Source organism: Streptomyces sp. CA-106110 (genome assembly GCF_050936285.1).
In the GTDB taxonomy this organism is placed as follows: Bacteria; Actinomycetota; Actinomycetes; order Streptomycetales; family Streptomycetaceae; genus Streptomyces.
Genome location: NZ_JBNJNB010000001.1, coordinates 9,250,815 through 9,275,133, shown reverse-complemented (window position 1 = coordinate 9,275,133; position 24,319 = coordinate 9,250,815). Strand labels below are relative to the sequence as shown.

23 protein-coding genes are annotated in these 24,319 nt (G+C 69.7%); 3 read left to right on the top strand and 20 right to left on the bottom strand.

Annotated elements, in window-relative coordinates; genetic code table 11:
* Window positions 1–61 precede the first annotated feature (61 nt).
* From ACQEXA_RS42720 to ACQEXA_RS42670, 11 genes are all read right to left on the bottom strand, one after another.
* Window positions 62–2,869 carry a DEAD/DEAH box helicase gene (locus ACQEXA_RS42720; protein WP_432925875.1) on the bottom strand — a complete coding sequence of 936 codons (2,808 nt, stop codon included), beginning with the start codon at window positions 2,867–2,869 and terminating at the stop codon, window positions 62–64.
* A gap of 152 nt (window positions 2,870–3,021) precedes the next feature.
* Window positions 3,022–3,966: a twin-arginine translocase subunit TatC gene (gene tatC, locus ACQEXA_RS42715; RefSeq protein ID WP_432925876.1), complete on the bottom strand. Its 945-nt coding sequence runs from the start codon at window positions 3,964–3,966 to the stop codon at window positions 3,022–3,024.
* A 46-nt stretch (window positions 3,967–4,012) separates the two neighbouring features.
* Window positions 4,013–4,291 (bottom strand): Sec-independent protein translocase subunit TatA, encoded by a 279-nt coding sequence (tatA, locus tag ACQEXA_RS42710; protein ID WP_432925878.1) that lies wholly within the window; start codon window positions 4,289–4,291, stop codon window positions 4,013–4,015.
* 338 nt (window positions 4,292–4,629) lie between these two features.
* Entirely contained in the window at window positions 4,630–4,824 is a 195-nt protein-coding gene (locus ACQEXA_RS42705) for a hypothetical protein (protein ID WP_361003082.1), read from the bottom strand.
* A gap of 10 nt (window positions 4,825–4,834) precedes the next feature.
* Window positions 4,835–5,068 carry a hypothetical protein gene (locus tag ACQEXA_RS42700; protein ID WP_432939016.1) on the bottom strand — a complete coding sequence of 78 codons (234 nt, stop codon included), beginning with the start codon at window positions 5,066–5,068 and terminating at the stop codon, window positions 4,835–4,837.
* Between the two features lie 107 nt (window positions 5,069–5,175).
* Window positions 5,176–6,204: a helix-turn-helix transcriptional regulator gene (locus tag ACQEXA_RS42695; protein ID WP_432925880.1), complete on the bottom strand. Its 1,029-nt coding sequence runs from the start codon at window positions 6,202–6,204 to the stop codon at window positions 5,176–5,178.
* A gap of 17 nt (window positions 6,205–6,221) precedes the next feature.
* Window positions 6,222–7,199: a helix-turn-helix transcriptional regulator gene (locus ACQEXA_RS42690; RefSeq protein WP_359389671.1), complete on the bottom strand. Its 978-nt coding sequence runs from the start codon at window positions 7,197–7,199 to the stop codon at window positions 6,222–6,224.
* 356 nt (window positions 7,200–7,555) lie between these two features.
* Window positions 7,556–7,927, bottom strand: a complete 372-nt coding sequence (locus ACQEXA_RS42685; RefSeq protein WP_359389668.1) for an FKBP-type peptidyl-prolyl cis-trans isomerase — start codon at window positions 7,925–7,927, stop codon at window positions 7,556–7,558.
* A gap of 70 nt (window positions 7,928–7,997) precedes the next feature.
* Window positions 7,998–8,999 (bottom strand): FKBP-type peptidyl-prolyl cis-trans isomerase, encoded by a 1,002-nt coding sequence (locus ACQEXA_RS42680; RefSeq protein ID WP_432925883.1) that lies wholly within the window; start codon window positions 8,997–8,999, stop codon window positions 7,998–8,000.
* Between the two features lie 127 nt (window positions 9,000–9,126).
* Entirely contained in the window at window positions 9,127–10,488 is a 1,362-nt protein-coding gene (gene pafA / locus ACQEXA_RS42675; protein ID WP_359389661.1) for a Pup--protein ligase, read from the bottom strand.
* 9 nt (window positions 10,489–10,497) lie between these two features.
* On the bottom strand, window positions 10,498–11,757 hold the full coding sequence (locus ACQEXA_RS42670) for an MFS transporter (RefSeq protein ID WP_433132700.1): 1,260 nt from the start codon (window positions 11,755–11,757) through the stop codon (window positions 10,498–10,500).
* Between the two features lie 150 nt (window positions 11,758–11,907).
* Between ACQEXA_RS42670 and ACQEXA_RS42665 the strand changes: the two genes are divergently transcribed.
* Complete coding sequence (locus tag ACQEXA_RS42665) at window positions 11,908–12,921, top strand: LacI family DNA-binding transcriptional regulator (protein WP_432925887.1); 1,014 nt, start codon at window positions 11,908–11,910, stop codon at window positions 12,919–12,921.
* Window positions 12,922–13,011: 90 nt separating this feature from the next.
* On the opposite strand, the gene prcA is transcribed toward ACQEXA_RS42665, so the two are convergent.
* The 6 genes from prcA to arc all read right to left on the bottom strand — a co-directional run bounded on the left by prcA (window position 13,012) and on the right by arc (window position 19,123).
* Window positions 13,012–13,764, bottom strand: coding sequence for a proteasome subunit alpha (prcA, locus tag ACQEXA_RS42660; protein WP_432925889.1), 753 nt, complete (start codon window positions 13,762–13,764; stop codon window positions 13,012–13,014).
* A 61-nt stretch (window positions 13,765–13,825) separates the two neighbouring features.
* Complete coding sequence (gene prcB, locus ACQEXA_RS42655; protein ID WP_432925890.1) at window positions 13,826–14,671, bottom strand: proteasome subunit beta; 846 nt, start codon at window positions 14,669–14,671, stop codon at window positions 13,826–13,828.
* A complete protein-coding gene (locus ACQEXA_RS42650) occupies window positions 14,623–14,943 on the bottom strand; it encodes an endonuclease VII domain-containing protein (RefSeq protein ID WP_433134747.1) in 321 nt (106 codons plus the stop codon). The genes prcB and ACQEXA_RS42650 overlap by 49 nt, the downstream gene beginning before the upstream one ends.
* A gap of 268 nt (window positions 14,944–15,211) precedes the next feature.
* Window positions 15,212–15,430, bottom strand: coding sequence for a ubiquitin-like protein Pup (locus ACQEXA_RS42645; protein ID WP_020939002.1), 219 nt, complete (start codon window positions 15,428–15,430; stop codon window positions 15,212–15,214).
* 182 nt (window positions 15,431–15,612) lie between these two features.
* Window positions 15,613–17,124 carry a depupylase/deamidase Dop gene (dop, locus tag ACQEXA_RS42640; protein WP_432925892.1) on the bottom strand — a complete coding sequence of 504 codons (1,512 nt, stop codon included), beginning with the start codon at window positions 17,122–17,124 and terminating at the stop codon, window positions 15,613–15,615.
* Window positions 17,125–17,356: 232 nt separating this feature from the next.
* Window positions 17,357–19,123 (bottom strand): proteasome ATPase, encoded by a 1,767-nt coding sequence (arc, locus tag ACQEXA_RS42635; protein WP_359389642.1) that lies wholly within the window; start codon window positions 19,121–19,123, stop codon window positions 17,357–17,359.
* Between the two features lie 248 nt (window positions 19,124–19,371).
* On the opposite strand from arc, the gene ACQEXA_RS42630 reads away from it, so the two are divergent.
* Complete coding sequence (locus tag ACQEXA_RS42630) at window positions 19,372–19,674, top strand: ferredoxin (RefSeq protein ID WP_432925894.1); 303 nt, start codon at window positions 19,372–19,374, stop codon at window positions 19,672–19,674.
* A 118-nt stretch (window positions 19,675–19,792) separates the two neighbouring features.
* Here the strand turns inward: ACQEXA_RS42630 and ACQEXA_RS42625 are convergent, their stop codons facing one another.
* From ACQEXA_RS42625 to ACQEXA_RS42615, 3 genes are all read right to left on the bottom strand, one after another.
* On the bottom strand, window positions 19,793–20,368 hold the full coding sequence (locus ACQEXA_RS42625) for a hypothetical protein (RefSeq protein ID WP_432925896.1): 576 nt from the start codon (window positions 20,366–20,368) through the stop codon (window positions 19,793–19,795).
* Between the two features lie 220 nt (window positions 20,369–20,588).
* Window positions 20,589–21,491, bottom strand: a complete 903-nt coding sequence (locus ACQEXA_RS42620) for a tRNA (adenine-N1)-methyltransferase (RefSeq protein WP_359389633.1) — start codon at window positions 21,489–21,491, stop codon at window positions 20,589–20,591.
* A 109-nt stretch (window positions 21,492–21,600) separates the two neighbouring features.
* Entirely contained in the window at window positions 21,601–23,100 is a 1,500-nt protein-coding gene (locus tag ACQEXA_RS42615; RefSeq protein ID WP_432925900.1) for a site-2 protease family protein, read from the bottom strand.
* Between the two features lie 257 nt (window positions 23,101–23,357).
* Between ACQEXA_RS42615 and ACQEXA_RS42610 the strand changes: the two genes are divergently transcribed.
* On the top strand, window positions 23,358–24,314 hold the full coding sequence (locus ACQEXA_RS42610) for a RecB family exonuclease (protein ID WP_432925902.1): 957 nt from the start codon (window positions 23,358–23,360) through the stop codon (window positions 24,312–24,314).
* The last annotated feature ends 5 nt before the right edge of the window (window positions 24,315–24,319 follow it).

Below are 24,319 nucleotides of genomic sequence, written 5' to 3'. Positions count from 1 at the left end.
GAACACGGTCCGCAAGCCGCAGAGCCGCCTGCCGCTCCGAAATCCCAGGCGCGGGCGACCGTCACCCCACCGAGGAGTACGCCACCACACCGCGCAGCAACGCGTCGACCGCCTTGCGCGCGTTCTTCGCCACGGTCGAGCCCTCCATGGGCGCGGCGGCCGAGATCTGGCCGAGGACGTCGATGACCTGCTTGCACCAGCGCACGAAGTCGCCGGCCGGCATCTCGGCCTCGCGCAGCACCTCGTCGAGGCCCTTGCCGCTCGCCCACATGTAGGCGGCCCAGGCGAAACCGAGGTCAGGCTCGCGCTGGCCGACACCCTCGGTCTGGTTGATCCGGAACTCCTCCTCGAGGCCGTCGAGCCGGCCCCAGATGCGCACCATCTCGCCGAGCGCGGCCTTGGCCTTGCCCGACGGCAGCTTCGGCGCCATCGCGTCGTCACCCACCCGGGCCTCGTACACCAACGCCGAGACGCACGCGGCCAGTTCGGGCGGGGCGAGGCCCTCCCAGACACCCTCGCGCAGGCATTCACTGGCGAGCAGGTCCAGTTCGCCGTACAGCCGCGCGAGGCGCTTTCCGTTCGCGGTCACCTCGTTGGCGCGCAGGTAGTCCAGTTCCGTGAGCAGGGCGACGATGCGGTCGAAGGTGCGGGCGATGGTGTTCGTCCGGCCCTCGATACGGCGCTCCAGCTGCGAGGTGTCGCGCGACAGGCGGTGGTAGCGCTCGGCCCAACGAGCGTGGTCCTCACGGTCGTTGCACCCATGGCAGGGGTGGGCGCGCAGGGCCGTGCGCAGCCGGGCGATCTCACGGTCGTCGGCGGCCGCGGACCGCTTCTTGCGGTGCCGCTCCGCCGGGATGTGGCCGGCCTTGGTGCGCAGCGCGGAGGCGAGGTCCCGACGGGACTGCGGTGAGCGGGGGTTGAACGACTTCGGGATGCGCATCCGCTCCAGCGGCTCGACCGGCACCGGGAAGTCCATGGACGCGAGCCGTTTCACCTGCCGCTCGGCGGTCAGCACCAGGGGGCGCGGGCCGTCCTGGTGCTCGAAGCCGCGATGGCCGTTGGAACGGCCGGCCGGCAGCCCGGGGTCGAGCACCAGGGCGAGGCCCGCGTACTTGCCGGTGGGGACGTGGATGACGTCGCCGGGCTTGAGCTTCTCCAGGGCGACCGCCGCCTCGGCGCGGCGCTGTGCGACGCCCTGCCGGGCCAGCTCCGTCTCACGGTCCTTCAGTTCGCGGCGCAGCCGGGCGTATTCCTCGAAGTCGCCGAGGTGGCAGGTCATGGACTCCTTGTAGCCCTCGAGCCCCTCTTCGTTGCGCTGGACCTGGCGCGAGATCCCGACGACCGACTTGTCGGCCTGGAACTGCGCGAAGGACGTCTCGAGGAGTTCGCGCGAGCGGTGCCGGCCGAACTGCTCGACCAGGTTGACGGCCATGTTGTACGACGGCCGGAAGCTGGAGCGCAGCGGATAGGTACGCGTGCCAGCGAGGCCCGCGAGGTGCTCGGGGCTCATCCCTCGCTGCCACAACACGACCGCGTGGCCCTCGACATCGATGCCGCGGCGGCCGGCGCGGCCGGTCAGCTGGGTGTACTCGCCGGGCGTGATGTCCGCGTGCTGCTCGCCGTTCCACTTGACGAGCTTCTCCAGCACCACCGAGCGGGCGGGCATGTTGATGCCGAGCGCCAGGGTCTCGGTGGCGAACACGGCCTTGACCAGGCCGCGTACGAAGAGCTCCTCGACAACCTCCTTGAACGTCGGCAGCATGCCCGCGTGGTGGGCGGCGATACCGCGCTCGAGGCCCTCCAGCCACTCGTAGTAGCCGAGGACGTGCAGGTCCTCGGGCGGGATCGAGGCGGTGCGCTCCTCGACGAGGGCGCGCACCTGCTCGCGCTCCTCCTCGCTGTTGAGCCGCAGCCCGGCGTACAGGCACTGCTCGACGGCGGCCTCGCAGGCGGCCCTGCTGAAGATGAACGTGATGGCGGGCAGCAGGCTTTCGGCGTCGAGCCGTTCGATGACCTCCGGTCTGCTGGGCGTCCACACCCGGGCGCGCTGTCTGCGCTCCCGCTCGCGGTCGGCCTCGCGCATGGCGCGACCGCGCCGGCGGTCCGTGTAGGAGGGGCGGCTCGCCTCCATCCGGGCCAGACGGGTCAGGTCGGGGTTGACGGCCTTCCGGTGGCCCTCACCCTCCTCGAACAGGTCGTACATCCGGCGCCCGGCCAGCACGTGCTGGAACAGCGGCACGGGCCGGTGCTCGGAGACGATCACCTCGGTGTCGCCGCGGACGGCGTCGAGCCAGTCGCCGAACTCCTCGGCGTTCGATACGGTCGCCGACAGTGACACCAGCGTCACCGACTCGGGCAGATGGATGATGACCTCCTCCCACACGGCGCCGCGGAAGCGGTCGGAGAGGTAGTGCACCTCGTCCATGACCACGTAGCCGAGGCCGAGGAGGCTCTGCGAACCCGCGTAGAGCATGTTCCGCAGGACCTCGGTGGTCATCACGACGATCGGGGCGTCCGAGTTGACGCTGTTGTCGCCGGTGAGGAGGCCGACCTTGTCCGCGCCGTAGCGGCGGCACAGGTCCGAGTACTTCTGGTTCGACAGCGCCTTGATGGGTGTCGTGTAGAAGCATTTCTTGCCCTGCCGCAGGGCGAGGTGGACGGCGAACTCGCCCACGATCGTCTTGCCGGAGCCGGTGGGCGCGGCCACCAGTACGCCCTTCCCCGCCTCGAGCGCCTCGCAGGCCTCGATCTGGAAGGGGTCGAGGCCGAAGTCGTACATCTCGCGGAAGGAGGCGAGCGCGGTGGCCTGCTCGGCAGCGCGCCTGCGGGCTGCCGCGTACCGCTCGGCCGGTGAGAGGTCCTGTGTCATCGTACTTTCGAGCGTACCGGCCTCACTGACAACGGGACGATCATTATCTGGATCGGGCCCGTGACCGGCGCGGGAACGACAAGGGCCCCGACCGGTACACCGGTGGGGCCCGCTGACTGCGACGGTCGCGGAACGCTCCGCGACCCTGCCGGTCAGGTCACGTCGTCGTAGCCGTTGACCCGGTCCGTGCCGGAGGCTTCGGCCGGGGCACCGCCCGCTGAGACCGACTCGACCTCGCCGATATCCTCGGGCGTGAGGTCCAGGTCGGAGGCCTCGTCGTCGCCCGGTCCTCCGGCGTCGCGGATCCGCTTGCGCCGGTCGTTGAGCAGCGAGAAGGCGACCGCGCCGAAGTAGAGCACCCAGATCGGCCCGGCCAGCGCCAGCATGGAGATCGGGTCGGTGCTCGGGGTCGCCACGGCCGCGAAGACCGTGATGCCGAGGATCATGGCCCGCCACCAGCCGAGCATCCGCCGGCCGGTGAGCACCCCGGTGAGGTTGAGCATGATCAGCAGCAGGGGCAGCTCGAAGGAGAGCCCGAAGACGACGACCATGCGCGTGACGAGCTGGAGCAGGTCGTCGAGCGGCAGCAGGTTGTCCACACCGGTCGGCGTGAAGTCGATGAGCACCTTCGCGGTGGTGGGCAGCACCCGGTAGGCGAAGAACGCGCCGCCGAGGAAGAGCGGAACGCCGGTGCCCACGAACGCGTAGGCGTACTTCCGCTCGTGCCGGTGCAGGCCCGGAGCGACGAACGCCCACAGCTGGTACAGCCAGACCGGCGAGGCGAATACGACACCGGCCATGAGAGAGACCTGCAGCGCCAGGGTGAAGGGGGCGAGCAGGCCGTTGATCGTGATCCGCGCACACTGGGTGTGGTCGGTCGACTTCGCGAGTTCCGCGAAGGTCTTCCCGCAGCCGACCGAGTCGAGGATCGGCTTGGTGAGGAAGTTGATGACGTCGTTGTAGAAGAAGGCAGCGACGATGGTGACCAGGATGATGGCCAACATCGCCTTCGCGAGCCGGTTGCGGAGCTCACGAAGGTGGTCCGCAAGGGGCATCCGCCCCTCGGGGTCCTTCTCCTTGCGGGCAGGCTTGGGCAACCCACGTCCTCATCTCATGCGGCGGGCCGATGGATCCGGCCCTGCGTCAGCGCTGGGTGGTGTCCGTGGGCTCGTTGACCGGGCGGGAGCTGGTCACGTCACCGGGGGCCGCCTGGATGGTGCGCTGCGCGGACGCCTCGTCGTTCGGCGGGCCGGCGGGGGCGGACGGCTTGCCGTCGTCCTTCATCGCCTTGGCCTCGCTCTTCAGGATGCGCGCGGACTTGCCGAGGGAGCGCGCCATGTCCGGAAGCTTCTTCGCGCCGAACAGCAGGATGATGACGACGAGGATGAGAATGATCTCGGGAGCTCCGAGCCTTCCGAACATAAGTTTTTACCTTCTCACCGAGGCGGCATGGGTGGGCGTGCTGTCCGAACAGTCGGACATGTGTCCGACGCCCGTTCAGCGATCGTAACGCCCAGGGGTGAACGCGGGGCAATCCCTGTGCGTACTCCCGGTCTGCGGTCCGAGCCTCGATCTGCGGGCCGCGATCAGAGCGTACCTGTCCACGTACGGAAGAAGACAGGCTGTGGCAATCCGTCCCCTGTCGGCGGGCGGCAAATGTGCGGCACACGGAGACCCCGTTGAACTGGGTGCGCGTCGGCGGAAACGTTCCCGCACGGGGTGTCGTCCGAACCGGTGCCCGCTGCGGACTCACACCCTGTTCATATCCGTTCCGCGGCACGGGCGGCGCCGACGGACACCCGCTCCAGGTCCTCCGCGGCGCGGTTGATCCGGCGCGTCGAGTCCGCGACCTGCCGTCCGAGGCGCTCCGCCTCCACGAACACGCGGACGGCGAGCACACCCAGAACGGCGAGCCCCAGGAACCCGAGGGCGATCGCGAGCATCGGCCAGAACATGACGTCGAGCCTAGAGGGTGGAGTGCAGCCGCAGGGTCCGCACCCCGCCCCCGGTGAGCAGTTCGACGATGCGGTCCCCCGCCGGCTTGCGGACCGAGGCGCCGCACTCGGGGCAGGTGAACGAGTAGAAGGTGGTCTTGCTGGAGGCACCGATGGCCAGCCGCAGCGCGCTCGCCCCCAGCTCGAAGCGGGCCCGGCAGTCCGGGCAGCCGGCCCTGAAGACCACGTCCGCCACCCTTCTCATACCGGCGAACGCCGTCCGCACCGACACCTCCGCGGCCTCGGCCGCCTGCGCCGCCGCATCGGCCGGAGCCTCGGGCCGCTCGGGAGTTCCAGACTTCGCCGACGTGCTCACAGCCCCTGCTCCTGCCTGTCGTACAGCCCGTCCTGAACCCCGTCCGGCCTGTCGTACGCCTCGAGCGCCTCGGCCGCCGCCCGGCGGGCGCTGTCCGTGAGGTCCTGCGGCGACACGATCCGTCCGTCGCGCCCGAGCCGCAGTGCCAGCCGGCGCAGCGACGCAGGATCCGGGGTCCGCAAGGTGATACGCAGCCCGCCGTCCGGCAACTCATCCGCGCTGTCGTGCGGGTAGTACTCGGCGACCCAGCGACCACCCGGACCGACCTCGACGACCACCTCGGGGTCCTCGGCGGCGGGCTGGACGAGTCCCTCGGAGAGGTCGCGCAGCTCGACCTCCGGAGGCGCCGAGGGTTCGTCCAGAATCCTGATCTCGGCGACCCGGTCCAGCCGGAAGGTGCGCCGCGCCTCCGAGCGGCGGCACCACGCCTCCACATAGGTGTGGCCCACACTGACCAGGCGGATCGGGTCGATCTCGCGCTCGGTGACCTCGTCCCGGGCCGGCGAGTAGTAGCGGATCCACAGGCGGCGGCGCTCGGAGATGGCCCGGTCGACGTCCGCGAAGACCCCGCCCTCGGACTCGAAGGTCACCGAGAGCCGCGAGCTGGCACCCGCCGCCTCACCGGCCGCGGTCTCCACCTTGGCGGTGGCCCGCAGCAGCGCCTGCCGGTCGCTCTCCCGCAGACCCGGCAGGGTGGCCACGGCCCGCGCGGCCACCAGCAGCGCGGTCGCCTCGTCGGCCGCCAGGCGCAGCGGCTCGGCGGCCTCCGCGCCGAGCGCGGCCGGGTTGTGCCACCAGATGCGCTCGCCGTCGGTGTCGATGTCCAGCAGATCGCCGCCCCGGAAGCTGGTGCCGCACATCGGCAGCACATCGAGGTCCGAGACCAGCTCGTCCTCGGTGATCCCGAAGGCCCGGGCGACGTCCTCGATCCGGGCGCCGGGGCGCTCGCGCAGATAGGTCACCAGGGAGAGCATCCGCCGGGTCTGGTCGATGGCGTTGGCCGGTCTGGCCGGTTTGGCTGCCACTGTCGTACCTCTCCCCCTCAGCCCTTGGCCACGGCGCGCAGCCGGTCCACGACGTCGGAACGGAGCTCCGCCGGCTCCAGGACGACGACGTCCGGCCCGAACTCGACCAGCCAGGCGTCCAGGCCGTGCCCGTACGGAATCTCCAACTCGTCCCAGCCGTCGCCGAGTTCCCGCACGGCGGTGGCCTTCGCACGAAGGGGGTACCCCGCGTCCGTGCGCAGCCGGATCCGGGCCGTGCGGTCGGCCGTCTCCCCCGCCCAGCTCGCCACGGTCTCGCGGACGGTGACCACGTCGGGCACCTGCGCGGTGAAGCCGCCGCCGCGGCTGCGCACCTTGCCGGTGATCCGGGAGAGCCGGAAGACGCGCTCGGCACCCCGGTCGCGGTCCCAGCCGGCCAGATACCAGTGGCCGCGCCAGCACTCGAGCGCCCAGGGCTCGACCTGCCGGGTCTCGGGGCGGGCGGCGTTGGCCTTGCGGTAGTCGAAGGCGACCGGGCGGCGGTCGCGGCAGGCGAGCATCAGCGGCTCGAACGCGGCCTCGTGCACCGGGATGCGCGGCTCCAGGGCCCCGTGGGCCTCGTAGGGGTCGACGTCCTCGGGAAGTCCGGCCGCGCGGAGCTTCTGCAGCGCGCCGCTCGCGGCTCCGGCGAGGCGGGCCTGCTGCCAGACCTTGGCGGCCAGACCGAGCGCGGCGGCCTCCTCGGCGTCCAGCGTGATCGGCGGGAGGCGGTTGCTGTCACGGCGGGCGAGATAGCCGACCTCGCCGTCCAGGTTCTCCACGGTCTCGATGACCAGGCCCAGCTCGCGCAGGTCGTCCTTGTCGCGCTCGAACATGCGGTTGAAGGAGTCGTCGGACCCGCCCGTGCCCTTCTCCGGCCCGAACGCCTCGACATACGCCTCGATGGACTCGCGCAGCTCCCGCTTGCTGAGCGGCCGCCGCGTCCCCAGCAGACACAGCGCCAGGTTCATCAGCCGCTCGGCCTTGGCAATGGCCATCGACGCCCTTCGCCTCCCCATGATGCTTACGATCGACGACCGTACCGCTCGCGGGTGTCCCGGCAAAAGCCGAAGGCCCATGCCCGCACAGGCATGGGCCTCAGATGATCGTTTCCGGTCGGGCACCCTGCCGCCGTCGTACGGCGACCGGCCCCGGTCCGACGACGCCCGCCCGGCCGGATCCGGGGCATCGGCCGCACCCTGACCACCGGCGCGCGGCGACCGGTCCGCGCCCGACGCGACACGTCCGACGCGGTGGCGGGCGCACCCGGCAGGGCGGCGGTCACCAGCCCCCGGATCACCGCTCAGGCGATCCGGGAGGAGAGTGACCGCAGGAAGGTGACCGGACCCCCGGATCAGACCGCGACCAGGTCGCAGACGAAGATCAGAGTCTCACCGGGCTTGATCCGGCCGCCCGCGCCACGGTCGCCGTAGGCGAGGTGTGCCGGAATGGTCAGCTGGCGGCGGCCGCCGACCTTCATGCCCTGCACGCCCTGGTCCCAGCCCTTGATGACCTGACCCACACCGAGCTGGAACTTCAGCGGCGTGCCGCGGTTCCAGGACGCGTCGAACTCCTCGCCAGTGGAGAAGGCCACGCCCACGTAGTGGACGGAGACGGTGTCGCCCGCCTTGGCCTCCGGGCCGTCACCCTCCCAGATGTCCTTGATCTCGAGGTCGGCCGGGGGCTCGCCGCCCGGGAAGTCGATCTCGGGCTTGTCGATGCTCACGTCAATAGCTCCTGCTAGTTCGTGTTGAGGCCATTGCGGCACCTCCGACACTCTCACATCCCTGAAGGCGTTACATCTTCGCCAGGATGTCGACCGAGAAGACGAGGGTGGAGTCCTTCTTGATGCTGCTGCCGGGGGGCGGGTTGTCGCCGTACCCCAGCTTCGGCGGGACGACGATGAGGACACGGCTGCCCACCTTCTTGCCGGTCAGCCCCTCGGCCCAGCCCTTGACGACCTGCTGCAGCGAGAACGACGCGAGCTGGCCGCGGCTGTACGTGGAGTCGAACTCCTTTCCGGTGTCCCACAGCACGCCCTTGTACTGCACCAGCACCGTGCTGTCCGCCGTGACCGCCGGGCCGTCGCCCTCCAGCACGTAGTTCGACACGAGGCCCGTCGGGGCCTTCGTCTTCGGCACATCGATGGAGGGGGCCTTGCCGTCGGTGTTCGTGCCCACCTTCGGCAGGTCCGCCCTGTTCTGCGGGACCGCCGTGCCCTTCGCGGAGCTCTTCCCGTTGAAGGCGTTCTCGATGTCCACCACGAAGACCAGCGTGTCGGTGCCCTTGATACCCGCCTGGGTATTGCCCTGCGCGCCGTACCCCCAGGTCGGGGGCACGGCCATCACCACCCGGCTGCCGACCTTCTTGCCCGGCAGTGCATACCGCCAGCCGTCGATGATGCCGCCCGGGGCCAGCTGGATCACCAGCGGCGTCTTGCGGTCGTAGGAGTTGTCGAAGACCTTGGCCGTGCTCCAGATCTGGCCCAGGTAGTTCGCCTGGATGTAGTCGTTCTCCGCGACCGGCTGGCCGGTGCCCGGGATCACCGTCCTGACCGCCAGGTCCTGCGGCGGGGCGCCGGGCCCCTTGGCGATGATCGGTTTCTCGCCGAACTTGGTACCCGAGGTGATGGCCGGCAGCGGCCCCTCGACGATCTTCGGCGAGGGAGCGGCGGAGGTGGCGGGCGCCGTGGGGGACGGGCTTGCGCTGGCCTTGCTCTTGCCGGACCCGCCGCCGCATCCGGCAAGCGTGACCAGTCCGGCGGGCAGGGCGGCAAGGAGGAGTGAACGTCGGCGCACGGTGGGGCCTCGTAATCGGTCGATCTTGATTGATGGCGTGCGCGCAACTCTACGGCGTGATGAGGGCGCCGCACGGCAAACGTGCGACGCCCGCGTTGCGTTCCGGCGATTTCCGGGGAACGCCTCCTCACATTCCGGCGATCAGCTTCTCCACCCGGTCGTCCACCGACCGGAACGGGTCCTTGCACAACACGGTGCGCTGTGCCTGGTCGTTGAGCTTCAGATGCACCCAGTCCACCGTGAAGTCACGGCGCTGTTCCTGCGCCCGGCGGATGAAGTCGCCGCGCAGCCGGGCCCGAGTGGTCTGCGGAGGAACCGACTTGCCCTCGAAGATCTTCAAGTCGTTGCAGATCCGGGTGGCTTGGCCCTTCTTCTCCAGCAGGTAGTACAGGCCGCGGCGACGGTGGATGTCGTGGTAGGCGAGGTCTATCTGAGCGACCCGCGGATGCGACATCGTCATGTTGTGCTTGGCCCGGTACCGCTCGATGAGCTTGTACTTCATCACCCAGTCGATCTCGGTGCCGATCCGGTCCAGGTCCTCCGCCTCGATGGCGTCCAGCGTGCGGCCCCACAGCTCCAGGACCTGCTCCACGATGCCCGTACGGATCCCGCGGCGCTCGCAGAAGTCCACGGCCTTCTCGTAGTACTCGCGCTGCACCTCCAGGGCGGAGGCCTCACGACCGCTCGCCAGGCGCACCTTGCGGCGGCCCGTGATGTCGTGGCTGACCTCGCGGATCGCCCGGATCGGGTTCTCCAGGGTGAGATCCCGCATCACCGTGCCCGCCTCGATCATGCGCAGCACCAGGTCGGTCGCGCCGACCTTGAGCAGCATGGTCGTCTCGGACATGTTCGAGTCGCCCACGATGACATGCAGGCGGCGGTAGCGCTCGGCGTCCGCGTGCGGCTCGTCACGCGTGTTGATGATGGGCCGGGAACGCGTCGTCGCCGAGCTGACGCCCTCCCAGATGTGCTCGGCGCGCTGGCTCACGCAGTACACGGCACCCCGCGGCGTCTGCAGCACCTTGCCGGCGCCGCACAGCAGCTGCCGCGTGACCAGGAACGGGATCAGGATGTCCGCCAGCCGCGAGAACTCGCCGTGCCGCGCCACCAGGTAGTTCTCGTGGCAGCCGTAGGAGTTGCCCGCCGAGTCGGTGTTGTTCTTGAAGAGATAGACGTCGCCCGCGATTCCCTCCTCGTGCAGGCGGCGTTCGGCATCGACCAGGAGCCCTTCGAGAATGCGCTCGCCGGCCTTGTCGTGAGTGACCAGTTCGATCACGTTGTCACATTCGGGTGTCGCGTATTCCGGATGTGAGCCCACGTCGAGATACAGGCGGGCACCATTCCGCAGAAACACATTGCTGCTGCGGCCCCATGACACGACACGGCGGAAGAGGTACCGCGCCACCTCGTCAGGCGACAGGCGGCGCTGTCCCCTGAACGTGCACGTGACGCCGTACTCGTTCTCCAGCCCGAAAATGCGGCGGTCCATGAGTGAACATTACGCCCGATCCCCCGAGCTGAAACGAGGTTCGACAGCACGGTTTGGATCATTTTCCGGTGAAGCTGCAACCACCGCACCCCCAGCGGGAGCTGCGAGGACCCGCCCCGTTGCCAGCAGCACCAGCAAGGACACCGCCCCGGCGGCACCCGGCAGCGCGAACCCCCACAGCGCGCCGCCCGCCTGCACGACCGGCCCCGCAAGCCCCGTACCGACCGACGCCCCCACTGTGAACGTCGTCACGAGCCACGAGAACGCCTCGGTGACCGTCCCGCTCGGCGCATGCCGGTCCACGATGATGAACGCACAGGCGATACAAGGTGCCAGGAACACCCCCGCGAGCGCCGTGAGCAGCACCATCGCCACCACACCCGGCATCAGCATCAGCGGCAGATAACACACCGCCAGAAGCCCCACGAGCACGCGCAGTCGCCGCTCCGGCGCACCCGACCACCGCCGCGCCCCGTACGCGGTGCCTCCGACCAGGGCCCCGAGCCCCAGAGCGGCCATCAGCCAGCCGTACACCCCGTCGCCGCCGTGACCGTCGGCGTACGAGACGGCCGCCACCGTGATGGAGCCCAGCGCGATCCCCACGAACAGGAACGCGCCGAGCAGCGCCAGCAGCCCCCGCGAACGCAGGGCACCGAGCCAGTGCGCCTCACGGGGCGCCGAGCGCCACCCGCGCGACGGCGGCGAGACGACGACCGACAGCGCCCCCAGGACACCGATGACATTGAGTACGACCAAAGCCACCCGGGCGGACCACACGGCCGCGCACACGGTCACCAGCAGCGGGCCGACGGTGAACATCACCTCCTGGGCGACGGCGTCCATCGCGTACGCCGTGGGCACCTGCTCCTTGCGGCGCAGCACGACCGGCCACAGAGCACGCAGACCGCCCTCCAGAGGCGGCGTGAACAGCCCGGCGACCGCCACGGCGGCATACGCCCATCCGGGTGGCTCGACGCCCGTCAGGGCGAACCCGGTCATCGCGAGGGCGGAGACCACTGCGGCCGGGAGCTGCACCCGCGGCTGCCCGCGCAGATCCACAAGACGGCCGAGCAGGGGCTGACCCACCGCGTTCGCCACCCCGTACACCGCGGCGAGCGCACCGGCGAGGCTGTAGGTGCCGCCCTCGGCCCGCACGAACAGCACCACCGCGATCGCCGCGGTCGCGTTCGGCAACCGGCCCACCAGCGTCCCGACCAGCAGGCGCGCGGCATGCCTCTCCCGGAGGATCTCGAGGTAACCCGCGGTCATGCCCGCCCCTTCTCCTGCTCCATCGCCTGCCGTCCCCGGACTTCCGCGAGCTCCGCCGTGCCGGTGACCCGAGACGTTGTACGTATAACGTCCCCCGCCATACGTACCATGTGCGCTGTCCAGGAGTCCAGACGAAAGAGCAGGCCCACGGTGGCACCAGGTAGCACGCGACCCACCAGCCGCGATGTCGCCCAGGCCGCCGGCGTCTCCCAGGCCGCCGTCTCCCTCGTCCTCGGCGACAAATGGCGCGGCCGCGTCTCCGAGACCACCGCCGAACGAGTACGCGAAGCCGCACGCGAACTCGGCTACCGCCCCAATCTCGCCGCCCGGAACCTGCGCCTCGGCCGCACCCGCACCGTCCTCCTCGTCGTCCCCGCCCTCACCACCGAATTCTTCGCCGGCGTCTACACCGGCGCCGCCCGCGTCGCCGCCGAACACGGATTCGGCGTCGTCCTCTACCCCTCGCCCGAGGGCGTCGGCCCCGCCAAAGACCCCTTCCACTCCGCACAAGCCGCACTGGACGGCGTCATCGCCTCCTCCATGGCCGCCGACGCCCTCACCGTCATCCGCGGCGACCAGCTCCCCCTCGTCATGCTCGACAGCGATCCCCGGGGCAGCCTGGGAGCCGCCACCGTCAACCTCGACATCGCCGACGGCATACGCCAGGTCGCCGACCACCTGCTCGCCCTCGGCCACCGGCGATTCCTCCACCTCGCCGCCGACATCCCCTCCTGGACCTTCGACGTACGAGCCCGCGAACTGGCCGCACGCCTCGCAAAGGTCCCCGGCACCAGCCTGGCCGCCGCCCGCGCACCCATCTCCATCGACGACGCCCTCGCCGCCGCCGAAGCCGTCCTCGCCACCCCCGGCCCCCGCCCCACCGCGCTCGTCTGCGACGACGACAAACTGGCAGCCGGCGCCTACAAGGCCGCCCGCCGCCTCGGCCTGCGCATCCCCGACGACCTCTCCGTCACCGGCCTCGACGACCTCGCCCTCGCCACCGCCCTCGACCCCGAACTCACCACCGTCCGCCTCGACGCGGAACTCTTCGGGGAACGCGGCATGCAAGCCCTCCTCGCCGTCCTCGAAGGCCGTACACCGGAACAGGGCGACATCCCCGTCCAACTCGTCGTACGGGGCTCCACCGCCCCTCCACGCCCCTGACACACAGCAGTGCGCCCCGGCCGTTCCCGGCCGGGGCGCACTGCATGGCTCACCACGCCGTGCCGCACCCTCACAGTGCGGCGCCGGCGATCACTCCTCGTCCTCGGAGGACTCCTCCTCCGCTTCGGCAGCCGTCGCCACACCGTCCGCCGCCAGCAGACGCGAGAGCTGACGGCCCACGATCCGCTTGAACTTGCGCGCCTGCGGCCGCATACGGTCCAGCACCGCGACCTCCAGGCGCTCCGCGGGAATCTCCCGCTCGCTGCCGTTCGTGTCACGGGACAGAGCCTGAACGGCCAGCTTCAACGCCTCCGCCAGCGTCATACCGTCCCGATGACGCTGATCCAAGAAGCTGCTGATCTGCTCCGCATTGCCACCGACCGCCACCGAACCGTGCTCGTCCACGATCGACCCGTCATGCGGCAGACGGTAGATCTGATCGCCCTCCGGGGTCTCCCCCACCTCGGCGACCACCAGCTCCACCTCGTACGGCTTCTCCGCCGCACTCGAGAAGATCGTGCCCAGCGTTTGGGCATACACGTTGGCGAGGCCCCGAGCGGTCACATCGTCACGGTCGTAGGTGTAGCCCCGCAGATCGGCATACCGGACACCGCCGATCCGCAGATTCTCGTACTCGTTGTACTTACCGGCCGCCGCAAAACCGATCCGGTCATAGATCTCACTGAACTTGTGCAGCGCACGGGACGGGTTCTCACCGACGAACACGATGCCGTCGGCGTACTGCATCACGACCAGACTGCGGCCCCGCGCGATGCCCTTGCGGGCGTACTCCGCCCGGTCGGCCATGGCCTGCTGGGGGGAGACATAGAACGGCGTCGACACCGGTTACCCGTCCCTTTCTGTCGAAGTCACACGATCACCTTCACCACAACCAGGGCCGGCGTCAGAGCAAGGCGGCCTTCGGGCCGTCCGGCTCCTCCAGACGACGCTGCAGAACCGCACGGGCGAGGTCACCCGCCTCGTCCTCGGTGAGCCGGCGGAAACCGTCCTCGGTGATCACGGTGATAACCGGATAGATCCGGCGGGCGACATCGGGACCACCCGTCGCCGAGTCGTCGTCCGCCGCGTCGTACAAGGCCTGGACCACCAAAGTGGCGGCCTGCTCCTCGGTCAGATCGTCACGGAAAAGCTTCTTCATGGCGCCGCGCGCGAAGATCGACCCGGAGCCCGTGGCCGCGAATCCGTGCTCCTCGGAGCGGCCGCCCGTCACGTCGTACGAGAAAATACGGCCCTTCTCCCGGTCCACGTCGTAACCGGCGAAGAGCGGCACCACGGCCAGGCCCTGCATGGCCATACCGAGGTTGGAACGGATCATGGTCGACAGGCGGTTCGCCTTGCCCTCCAGGGACAGCTGCGCACCCTCGACCTTCTCGAAGTGCTCCAGCTCCAACTGGAACAGCTTCACCATCTCCACGGCCAGACCCGCCGTGCCGGCGATCCCGACCGCCGAGTACTCGTCCGCGGGGAACACCTTTTCGATGTCGCGCTGCGCGATCACATTGCCCATGGTCGCCCTGCGGTCACCGGCGAGCACCACACCGCCGGGGAACGTCACGGAGACGATGGTCGTGCCGTGCGGGGCCTCGATCACGCCCTGAGTCGGTGGCAGCTGCCGGTTGCCGGGCAGCAGCGTGGGCTGGTGCTCGGACAGGAAGTCCATGAAGGACGACGACCCAGGCGTCAGGAAGGCAGCTGGTAGACGCCCGGTGCTACGAGGATTGGCTTCCACGCGTTTCCTTCCAGGTATGTCGCAGCCCGCCGTGTGACGTCGGGCCGACCCTTGAACTGCCCCAGTGCGGCATTGCAGCTGAAGCACAGTACGCCACGGACCCTACCCGTGTTGTGACGGTGATCCACATGCGTTGCCGGGGCCGTTGGACATGTGCAGCAGACGCCTCTGCGGGAGGCGATCAACTCGTCGCGTCCGGCTTCGGTGATGCCGTACTGACGCTTCGAACGGTCGGAGCGCCGCGTCGCGGCCCTGAACACCTGGCAGCGCATGGACAACGGCGGTTGCGTTCCGATGCCACTCGCTCCCTGGCTTGACCTCGTCACACCCCAGGCGGTGCTTGTGCCTTGCGGGAACGCCCGAACCACGCGCCGTCCTGCCCTGAGCCACACGACGGCGCCTGCACGCCGCTGCCCCGCATTCGCGGCAACGGTCCTCAAGCCCGTCGAGCTTCGACGTGTTCGCCGCGAATGCGCTGGTGGGGAGAATCCGCTTGCATGCCGGGCAGTTCTCCCCGGCATCCAAATCGGACACGTGGTGCTATTCCCCACCCTTTTGGACAAATGACCGAACGAAGTCCTCTGCGTTCTCCTCGAGCACATCATCGATTTCGTCGAGGACAGAGTCCACGTCGTCACTCAGCTTCTCGTGCCGCTCCTTGAGGTCCTCCGAGGCCTGCGCGTCCTGCGCCTGCTCCTCGACCTCCTCCGTGGAGCGCGTCGCCTTCTGCTGTCCGCCGCCGGTGTCCTTGGTCGCCATAACCGTCACCCCGCTCAGTTCGCCCGACATGGTCGGCATTCCTGCCGATCGGTGATGATCAGACCCTACAATCCCGGTCCGACATCGGCCCCGCAGTTACTCCAACGTACGGGGGCCACCTCGATGATTCCCGGCCGCCGGGATTTACACCCCGGTCGGCCGGGACGGCCCGTGCGGGCCGGTCAGCCGCCTGACAGGACCCTGACCAGGTCCTCCGCCGTGCGGCAGCGGTCGAGGAGCTCCTTGACGTGATTACGCGTTCCGCGAAGCGGTTCCAGGGTTGGCACCCGCTGCAGGGAGTCACGGCCGGGCAGGTCGAAGATGACCGAGTCCCAGGAGGCCGCCGCGACGTCGTCCGCGTACTGCTCGAGGCAGCGTCCGCGGAAGTAGGCCCGGGTGTCCTCCGGGGGCTTCGTACGGGCCCGCTCGACGTCGTCCTCGGACAGCAGCCGCTTCATCTTGCCGCGGGCCGCCAGACGGTTGTAGAGGCCCTTCTCGGGGCGTACATCGGCGTACTGGAGGTCGACCAGGTGGAGCCGGGCGGCGTCCCAGTCGAGGCCGTCACGGCGCCGGTAGCCCTCCATGAGTTCCCGTTTGGCGACCCAGTCGAGTTCGCCGGCGAGGCTCATGGGGTCCCGCTCCAGGCGGTTGAGGGTGTCCTCCCAGCGGGTGAGGACGTCCTTCGTCTGCTCGTCGGCGTCCCCGCCGAAGCGCTCCTCGACGTATTTGCGCGAGAGCTCGTAGTACTCCATCTGGAGCTGGACGGCGGTGAGCGTCCGGCCGCTGCGGAGGGTGACGAGGTGCTTGAGGGTGGGGTCGTGCGAGACCTGGTGCAGGGTGCGTACGGGCTGGTCGACGGCCAGGTCGACCGCGATGAAGCCGTCCTCGATCATGGACAGGACCAGGGCGGTGGTGCCCAGCTTCAGGTAGGTCGAGATCTCGGAGAGGTTGGCGTCTCCGATGATGACGTGCAGGCGGCGGTACTTCTCGGCGTCCGCGTGCGGTTCGTCGCGGGTGTTGATGATCGGGCGCTTGAGGGTCGTCTCGAGGCCCACTTCGACTTCGAAGTAGTCGGCGCGCTGGCTGAGCTGGAACCCGTGTTCGTGTCCGTCCTGGCCGATGCCGACGCGGCCGGCGCCGGCGAAGACCTGGCGGGAGACGAAGAACGGGGTGAGGTGGCGCACGATGTCCGAGAAGGGGGTTTCCCGCTTCATCAGGTAGTTCTCGTGCGTGCCGTAGGAGGCGCCCTTGTTGTCGGTGTTGTTCTTGTAGAGGTGGATCGGCTGGGCGCCGGGAAGCTGGGCGGCCCGTTCCGCGGCTTCGGCCATGATCCGCTCGCCGGCCTTGTCCCAGAGGACGGCGTCGCGGGGGTTGGTCACCTCGGGGGCGCTGTATTCGGGGTGCGCGTGGTCGACGTAGAGCCGTGCCCCGTTGGTGAGGATCACGTTGGCGAGGCCGATGTCCTCGTCGGTGAGCTGGCTGGCGTCGGCGGCCTCGCGTGCGAGGTCGAAGCCTCGCGCGTCCCGCAGCGGGTTCTCCTCCTCGAAGTCCCAGCGGGCCCGGCGGGCCCGGTGCATCGCCGCCGCGTAGGCGTTGACGATCTGGGACGAGGTGAGCATGGCATTGGCGTTGGGGTGCCCGGGGACGGAGATGCCGTACTCCGTCTCGATGCCCATTACTCGCCGTACGGTCATGCGGCCCTCCTTGCCCGGCGGCGCCCTCGGTCGGGGGCGGCGCTCAGATACCGCTGGTGCTCCGGTGCGCGTGCGGTGCCCGTCCCCGCACGGCGCGACGCGGCGGTACGAAGAGCCTAGAACGCCTTTGCGCTGGTGGGGAGATCATTTGCGTCATTGCCTTGCTCCAGCCGTGCCCGAAAAGCGGTCGGCTGCGGGTACCCGGTGAGGGCACCCGCAGCCGCCCCAGCTGTTACAGGTACTGACCGGTGTTGGCCACCGTGTCGATGGAGCGTCCTGTGTCTGCGCCCTGCTTTCCGGTGATGAGGGTACGGATGTAGACGATCCGTTCGCCCTTCTTTCCGGAGATCCGGGCCCAGTCGTCGGGGTTGGTGGTGTTGGGCAGGTCCTCGTTCTCCTTGAACTCGTCCACGCACGCCTGGAGGAGGTGGGAGACCCTGAGGCCCTTCTGGTTGTGTTCGAGGAAGTCCTTGATCGCCATCTTCTTGGCGCGTCCGACGATGTTCTCGATCATGGCGCCGGAGTTGAAGTCCTTGAAGTAGAGGACTTCCTTGTCGCCGTTGGCGTAGGTCACCTCGAGGAAGCGGTTCTCGTCCGATTCGGCGTACATCTGTTCCACGGCGGTCTGGATCATGCCGTGGACAGTGGCCGACTTGTCGCCTCCGTGCTCGCCGACGTCCTCGGCGTGCAGCGGGAGCCTCTCGGTGAGGTACTTCCCGAAGATGTCCTTGGCCGCTTCGGCGTCCGGACGTTCGATCTTGATCTTCACATCGAGCCGGCCGGGCCGCAGGATGGCGGGGTCGATCATGTCCTCGCGGTTGGAGGCGCCGATGACCACCACGTTCTGCAGGCCTTCCACACCGTCGATCTCGGCGAGCAGCTGGGGGACGATGGTGTTCTCCACGTCCGAGCTGACACCGGAGCCGCGGGTGCGGAAGAGGGACTCCATCTCGTCGAAGAAGACGATGACGGGGGTGCCCTCGCTGGCCTTCTCACGGGCGCGCTGGAAGACGAGGCGGATCTGCCGCTCGGTCTCACCGACGTACTTGTTCAGCAGCTCGGGGCCCTTGATGTTGAGGAAGAAGCTCTTGCCCGCGGCCTGGCCGGTCACCTCGGCGACCTTCTTGGCCAGCGAGTTCGCGACGGCCTTGGCGATGAGCGTCTTTCCGCATCCGGGGGGCCCGTACAGCAGGACGCCCTTGGGCGGCCGCAGTTCGTGCTCCTTGAACAGGTCGGGGTAGAGATACGGGAGCTCGACCGCGTCCCGGATGGCTTCGATCTGACCGGCGAGGCCGCCGATCTGCTCGTAACCGATGTCGGGCACTTCTTCGAGGACGAGTTCCTCGACCTCGCTCTTCGGAACGACCTCGTAGACGTAGCCGGAGCGGGGTTCGAGCAGGAGGGCGTCGCCGGGACGGATGGTGACGTCCAGCAGCGGCTCGGCGAGCCGTACCACCCGTTCCTCGTCGGTGTGCCCGAGCACCAGGGCGCGCTCGCCGTCCTCGAGGACTTCCTTGAGGGTGACGATGTCCCCGACCCGCTCGAACTCCATGGCCTCGACCACGTTGAGCGCTTCGTTGAGCATCACTTCCTGGCCGCGGCGGAGCTCGTCGAGCTCCACGCTGGGGCTGACGTTCACCCGGAGCTTGCGGCCGCCGGTGAAGATGTCGGCCGTGCCGTCCTCGATCGCCTGCAGGAACACACCGAAGCCGGCCGGCGGCTGTGCGAGCCGGTCGACCTCCTCCTTGAGGGCCACGATCTGGTCGCGGGCCTCACGGAGCGTGTTGGCGAGTCGTTCGTTCTGTGCGGACACGCCGGCCAGGTTGGTCTGCAGCTCGACGATCCGCTCTTCGAGAATCCTCGTGTGTCGCGGAGAGTCGGCGAGCTTGCGTCGCAGGACGGCGATCTCCTGCTCAAGGTAGGCGATCTGCCCGGCAGGGTCGTCGGACCCTCGCCCCGGGCGGATGCCGCGGTTCATGTCGTCGTCGTGGGCTGCCACGGTCCTCACCTCCTCCAAGGGGAGCTGGACGCTTCCAGACCCTACCTGGGTGGGTGTCGATTGAAACCCCTAGATCACAAAGACTGTCGAGGTGTGTCCGATCTTCACCCTTGCGCTCTCCCTCACGCCAGGGGAATACCCACCGAACATGATTGGGAAGCCGCCGCAGGTAGGCTCACGGTGTTCAACACCCGTCAGAGCTGGCCGGATTCCCGGGGACGGCTCTGCGCAGGAAATCGGCAGGGGAGATGATCGTGCAGCAGGCCGGAGTCGAGGGCGAGGCGCTGGAGGTCTGGATCGATCAGGATCTGTGCACCGGTGACGGGATCTGCGCCCAGTACGCGCCTGAGGTCTTCGAGCTGGACATCGACGGTCTGGCCTACGTGAAGGGCGCTGACGAGGAGCTTTTGCAGGCCAGGGGGGCTGCAACGCCCGTGCCGCTGCCCCTTCTCACCGACGTGGTGGACTCGGCGCGGGAGTGTCCGGGCGAGTGCATTCACGTACGTCGAATTTCGGACAAGGCGGAGATCTACGGGCCTGACGCGGAGTGATCCCATGAGGACGTAGCGTCATTCATGTCTTTCTTCTCACATCGGGTTCGCCGTCCCGTCGCGTGCCCGCCTCCTGGCGGTCACGCGACGGTGTGTGTCGGCGGCCGGGAGTGCGACGTCACACGTTGCGTGCGCCGGAGGGCGTGGAGCGGACGAACGCGCCGCCCTTCCACTGCCACTTGGCGGGGGTCTTCACGTCGGGGCAGCAACTGGGTATGTCGGCCGAGGAGTAGCCGAGGAGCGTGGCGGTGACGGCGGCGTCGCGGACGGCGAAGTCGGTGACCGTGAAGCGGTCCTTGGGGTCGACGAGAGTCGCGACGATGCGGGGGCTGGTGGCGTCGGCGGCCTGGGTGAGGACGTAGACGCCGTCGGGCGGGGTCCCCATGGCGGCGTCGCAGTGAACGACGGCGACGGTTTCCGGGCGGCCGTCGCCGTCGAGGTCGCCAGTGGCCTTCTTGTGGACGAGGAGTCTGGCGGGGCCGCAGTCGAGCGGGAAGTCGGCTTTGGCCGGGTCGGGTGCCGCGATACCGGCCGAGGCCGTCGTGCTCCCGGGGTGAGGCGGAGTCGCCGTCGCGGAGCTGGGCTGCAGCACCGGGGACAGGACGATGACACCGGATATCGCGGTGGCCGTGGCGACCCAGTGGATGGGGCGCGGCGAGGTGTGAGCGAGTTCCGGAACGACGGAGTGCTGCACGCGAGACGTGTCTCCTGTGAGAGCTGTGCCGGTGGGGGTGTCCCGCATAGTGCCACACGTCACAGTGCGGGGGAACGGCGGGGGGAGCACTTCCGTCGGGGGCTCTGGCCGGGGCGTGAGCGGCGCTGGGGCCTCAACGGACGAGCGCCGTGGCCGAGTTCCGGGGGTTTTCCGGTAACTCGGCCACGGCGCTCGTCCGTTGGCCTGGGCAAAGGCCGGGTCAGCGGCCGTCGCCTCCGTCGGCGTTGGGGCCCGCGTAGTCCTCGCCGTAGGCGCCCTTGGCGGGCCGGCGGCGGCGCATGGGCGGCTCGACGCCGTCGGCGAGGCGGCGGGCGGTGAGGAGGAAGCCGGTGTGGCCGATCATGCGGTGGTCGGGGCGGACGGCCAGGCCCTCGATGTGCCAGTTGCGGATCATCGTCTCCCATGAGGTCGGCTCGTTGAAGGAGCCGATCTCGCGGATGGACTCGACGGTCCTGGCGAGCTGGGTGGTGGTGGCCACGTAGCAGCAGAGGATGCCGCCCGGTACCAGTGCCTTGGAGACGGCCTCCAGGCATTCCCAGGGGGCGAGCATGTCGAGGATGACGCGGTCGACGTCGGTGTCGCTCAGGTTGTCCTGGAGGTCGCCGACGGTGAGCTGCCAGGCGGGGTGGGGGCCGCCGAAGTAGCGCTCGACGTTCTGCTGGGCGATCTCGGCGAAGTCCGCTCGGCGCTCGTAGCTGTGCAGCATGCCCTGGTCGCCCACGGCGCGCAGCAGGAAGCTGCTGAGCGAGCCGGAGCCGACGCCGGCCTCCACGACGCGTGCGCCGGGGAAGATGTCGGCGAAGGCGAGGATCTGCCCCGCGTCCTTCGGGTAGACGACGGCCGCCCCGCGGGGCATGGACAGGACGTAGTCGGGGAGCAGGGGGCGCAGCGCGAGGTAGGCGACGTTCCCGGTGGTGCGGACAACGCTGCCCTCGGGAGCACCGATCAGCTCGTCGTGCGGGAAGGAACCCTTGTGGGTGTGGAAGTTCTTCCCGGCTTCGAGCGTGAACGTGTAGTGGCGGCCCTTGGGGTCGGTCAGCTGTACCTGGTCCCCGACCTTGAAGGGCCCGCGACGGCGGGCGGCACCGGTCGGTTCGGACATGTGACCAGCCTACCGGTCCGTGGAGGGGCGGCCGACCACGAGCGGCTGCGCCCGGGCGGTGGGGCCGCTGGGGTGCGGTGGCCTGGAACGGGGCCCGGAATGGGGACCCTTAGTTGGGGCGGGCCATCGCCTTGACGAAGGCTCGCTCGACGTCGGCGGCGGACAGGACGCCGTAGATCTCGCCGGTCTCCTCGACGACGAGGTACTCGGTGGCGGGGGCCGCGCGCAGGGCGTCGAGGAGGTCTTCACCGGCGAGGTCCGCGGAGACGCGCATGCCGTCGGTGAGCTCCTGGGCGAGGCCGCTGACGGGGACCCAGGGGCGGCGGTGCTCGGGTACACCGACGATGGCGGCCTCCCGCACGAGGGAGAGCGGTTCGCCGTAGGCGTCCACGACGACGAGGGCGCGGGCACCGACGGCGTTGGCGCGGCGCAGGGCCTCGGACAGAGGGGTGTCGCTCTGGACGGGGACCGCGCGGCGGGTGAGGGTGCGGGCGCGCAGTTCGGGGAGGTGTTCGCGCAGGCGGGCCATGCGGAGGCTGTTGCCGGCGCCGGTCCAGATGATGGCGGCCAGGATGGCGGCGAGCAGGGCGTCGGTGACGGTGTCCATGCCGACGTTGTCCTCGGCGGTGGAGCCGAGGGCGCCGGACTGGGTGAGCAGGGGCAGTCCGATGAGGACGGAGATCGCGAGGGCACGGCCGACCCAGGCGGCCGCGACGGTGCCGCTCATCGGCCTGCCGGTGATCTTCCAGACGACGGCACGCAGCATGCGGCCACCGTCGAGAGGCAGGCCGGGAAGCAGGTTGAAGACGGCCACGATGAGGTTGGAGATCATCAGGCCGGCCAGCAGGACTCCGGGGACGGTGCCGGGCCGGACGGGCTGCATGGCGAGGTAGAAGATCCCCGCGAGGACGAGGGAGAGCAGGGGGCCGACGAAGGCGAGGACGAATTCGCGGCCGGGGCTGTCTGCCTCCTTCTCGATCTCGGAGACGCCGCCGAAGAACTGGAGCTGGATACGGCGCACCGGCAGCCGGAAGCGGAGGGCCGCGACGGTGTGGGCCAGTTCGTGGACGAGGACGGAGGCGTAGAAGGCGACGGCGAAGAAGAGGGAGACGAGGTAGCGGGCGGCGCCGAGTTCGGGCAGCACGCGGTCCAGCTGGCCGCCGAACACCCAGGTGATCAGGGCCGCGACGAGGAACCAGCTGGGGGCGACGTAGACGGGGACGCCGAAGGGCCGGCCCATGAGGATGCCGCCGCCGGGTTCCCTGGGCCGCTGTGGCGGGCGGGCCTTGCCGGGGCCGCCGGTGTGCGCCTCGCTGCGGGCCGGGAAAGGCGCGGCGGGGTTTCCGGTGGGCGGGGTCTCGGAGGAGTCGTGGGGTTGCGGTGTCGCGGAGGGCTGGTCGTCCGCCGGCGGTGTGTCGGCGTGGGCGTCGGGTGGCTCGGGGGCGGTTCGCCCCTCGGAGTGGTCCGCTGCCGGGGCCGGGCTCGCGCCGGGGTCCCGGTCCTGCTCGGGGCGTGCGGGACCGGCGGTGTGCGCCGTGGGGCTCGACTCGGGTTCGGTCGCCCTGTCGTTGCCGGGGCGCGGCTGTCCGCTCCCGCCGGTCTCGTCCACGATGTCCCCTCGATCGAATCGTCTCCCCGGCCCCGGTCGTGCCGGGTGAGAGGGTCTGTGGTCGATGGTATGCGGCCGTCGCTTCGTGTTCCGCCCCGGCACCCTCTCTGTTGTCCCCCTGGCCGCATGGTCGAACCGCCCCAGCCAAAAGGTGCCTGGGGCGATGTGGCCGGTTGCCGGCCGGAGCGGCCGGACCGCCCCGCATCGGCCAGCACGGGCTGGGTCACTGTCAGTGGCGGGCCGTATGGTCTGTGGTCATGGAAACCAGCACCGACGGCACCGCCGGGCCGTCCGCCGTGGCCGCCGTGCCCCCGGAGTCGCTGTCGCCGTCCCGTGCCAGTGATTTCATGCAGTGCCCCCTGCTCTACCGGTTCCGGGTGATCGACAAGCTGCCCGAGAAGCCGAGTGAGGCGGCCACCCGGGGAACGTTGGTGCACGCAGTGCTTGAGCGGCTGTTCGATGTGCCGGCCGCCGAGCGGACCGCCCCGCGCGCCAAGGCGCTGGTCCCCGGTCAGTGGGACCGGTTGCGGGAGAGCAGGCCGCAGCTCGAGGAGCTGTTCGTGGACGATCCGGACGGCGAGCGGCTGGCGCGCTGGCTGACCGAGGCGGAGCGGCTCGTGGACCGCTGGTTCGCGCTGGAGGACCCGACGCGGCTCGAGCCCGCCGAGCGCGAGCTGTTCGTGGAGGCGGAGCTGGAGTCGGGGCTGAAGCTGCGCGGGATCATCGACCGCGTCGATGTGGCGCCCACCGGTGAGGTGCGGATCGTCGACTACAAGACGGGCAAGGCGCCCCGGCCCGAGTATGCCGAGGGTGCGCTGTTCCAGATGAAGTTCTACGCCCTGGTGGTGTGGCGCCTGAAGCGGGTCGTCCCGCGTCGGCTTCAGCTCGTGTATCTGGGCAGCGGTGACGTGCTGACGTACGACCCGGTGCTCGCCGACCTCGAACGTGTGGAGCGCAAGCTGCTCGCGCTGTGGGAGGCGATCCGGCTCGCGACGGAGACGGGCGACTGGCGCCCGCGGCCGACCAAGTTGTGCGGCTGGTGCGACCACCAGGCCTTCTGTCCGGAGTTCGGTGGTACTCCCCCGCCCTATCCGCTGCCGGTTTCACGGGCCGGCGAGCAGCCGGCCGGGGAGCCTGCCCCCGCCGGGTCGCAGCCGCCGGTCAGGGTGGCCGAATCGGGCGAGACCGAGCAGGGCAGAATGGGGCCGGACTAGCGAAG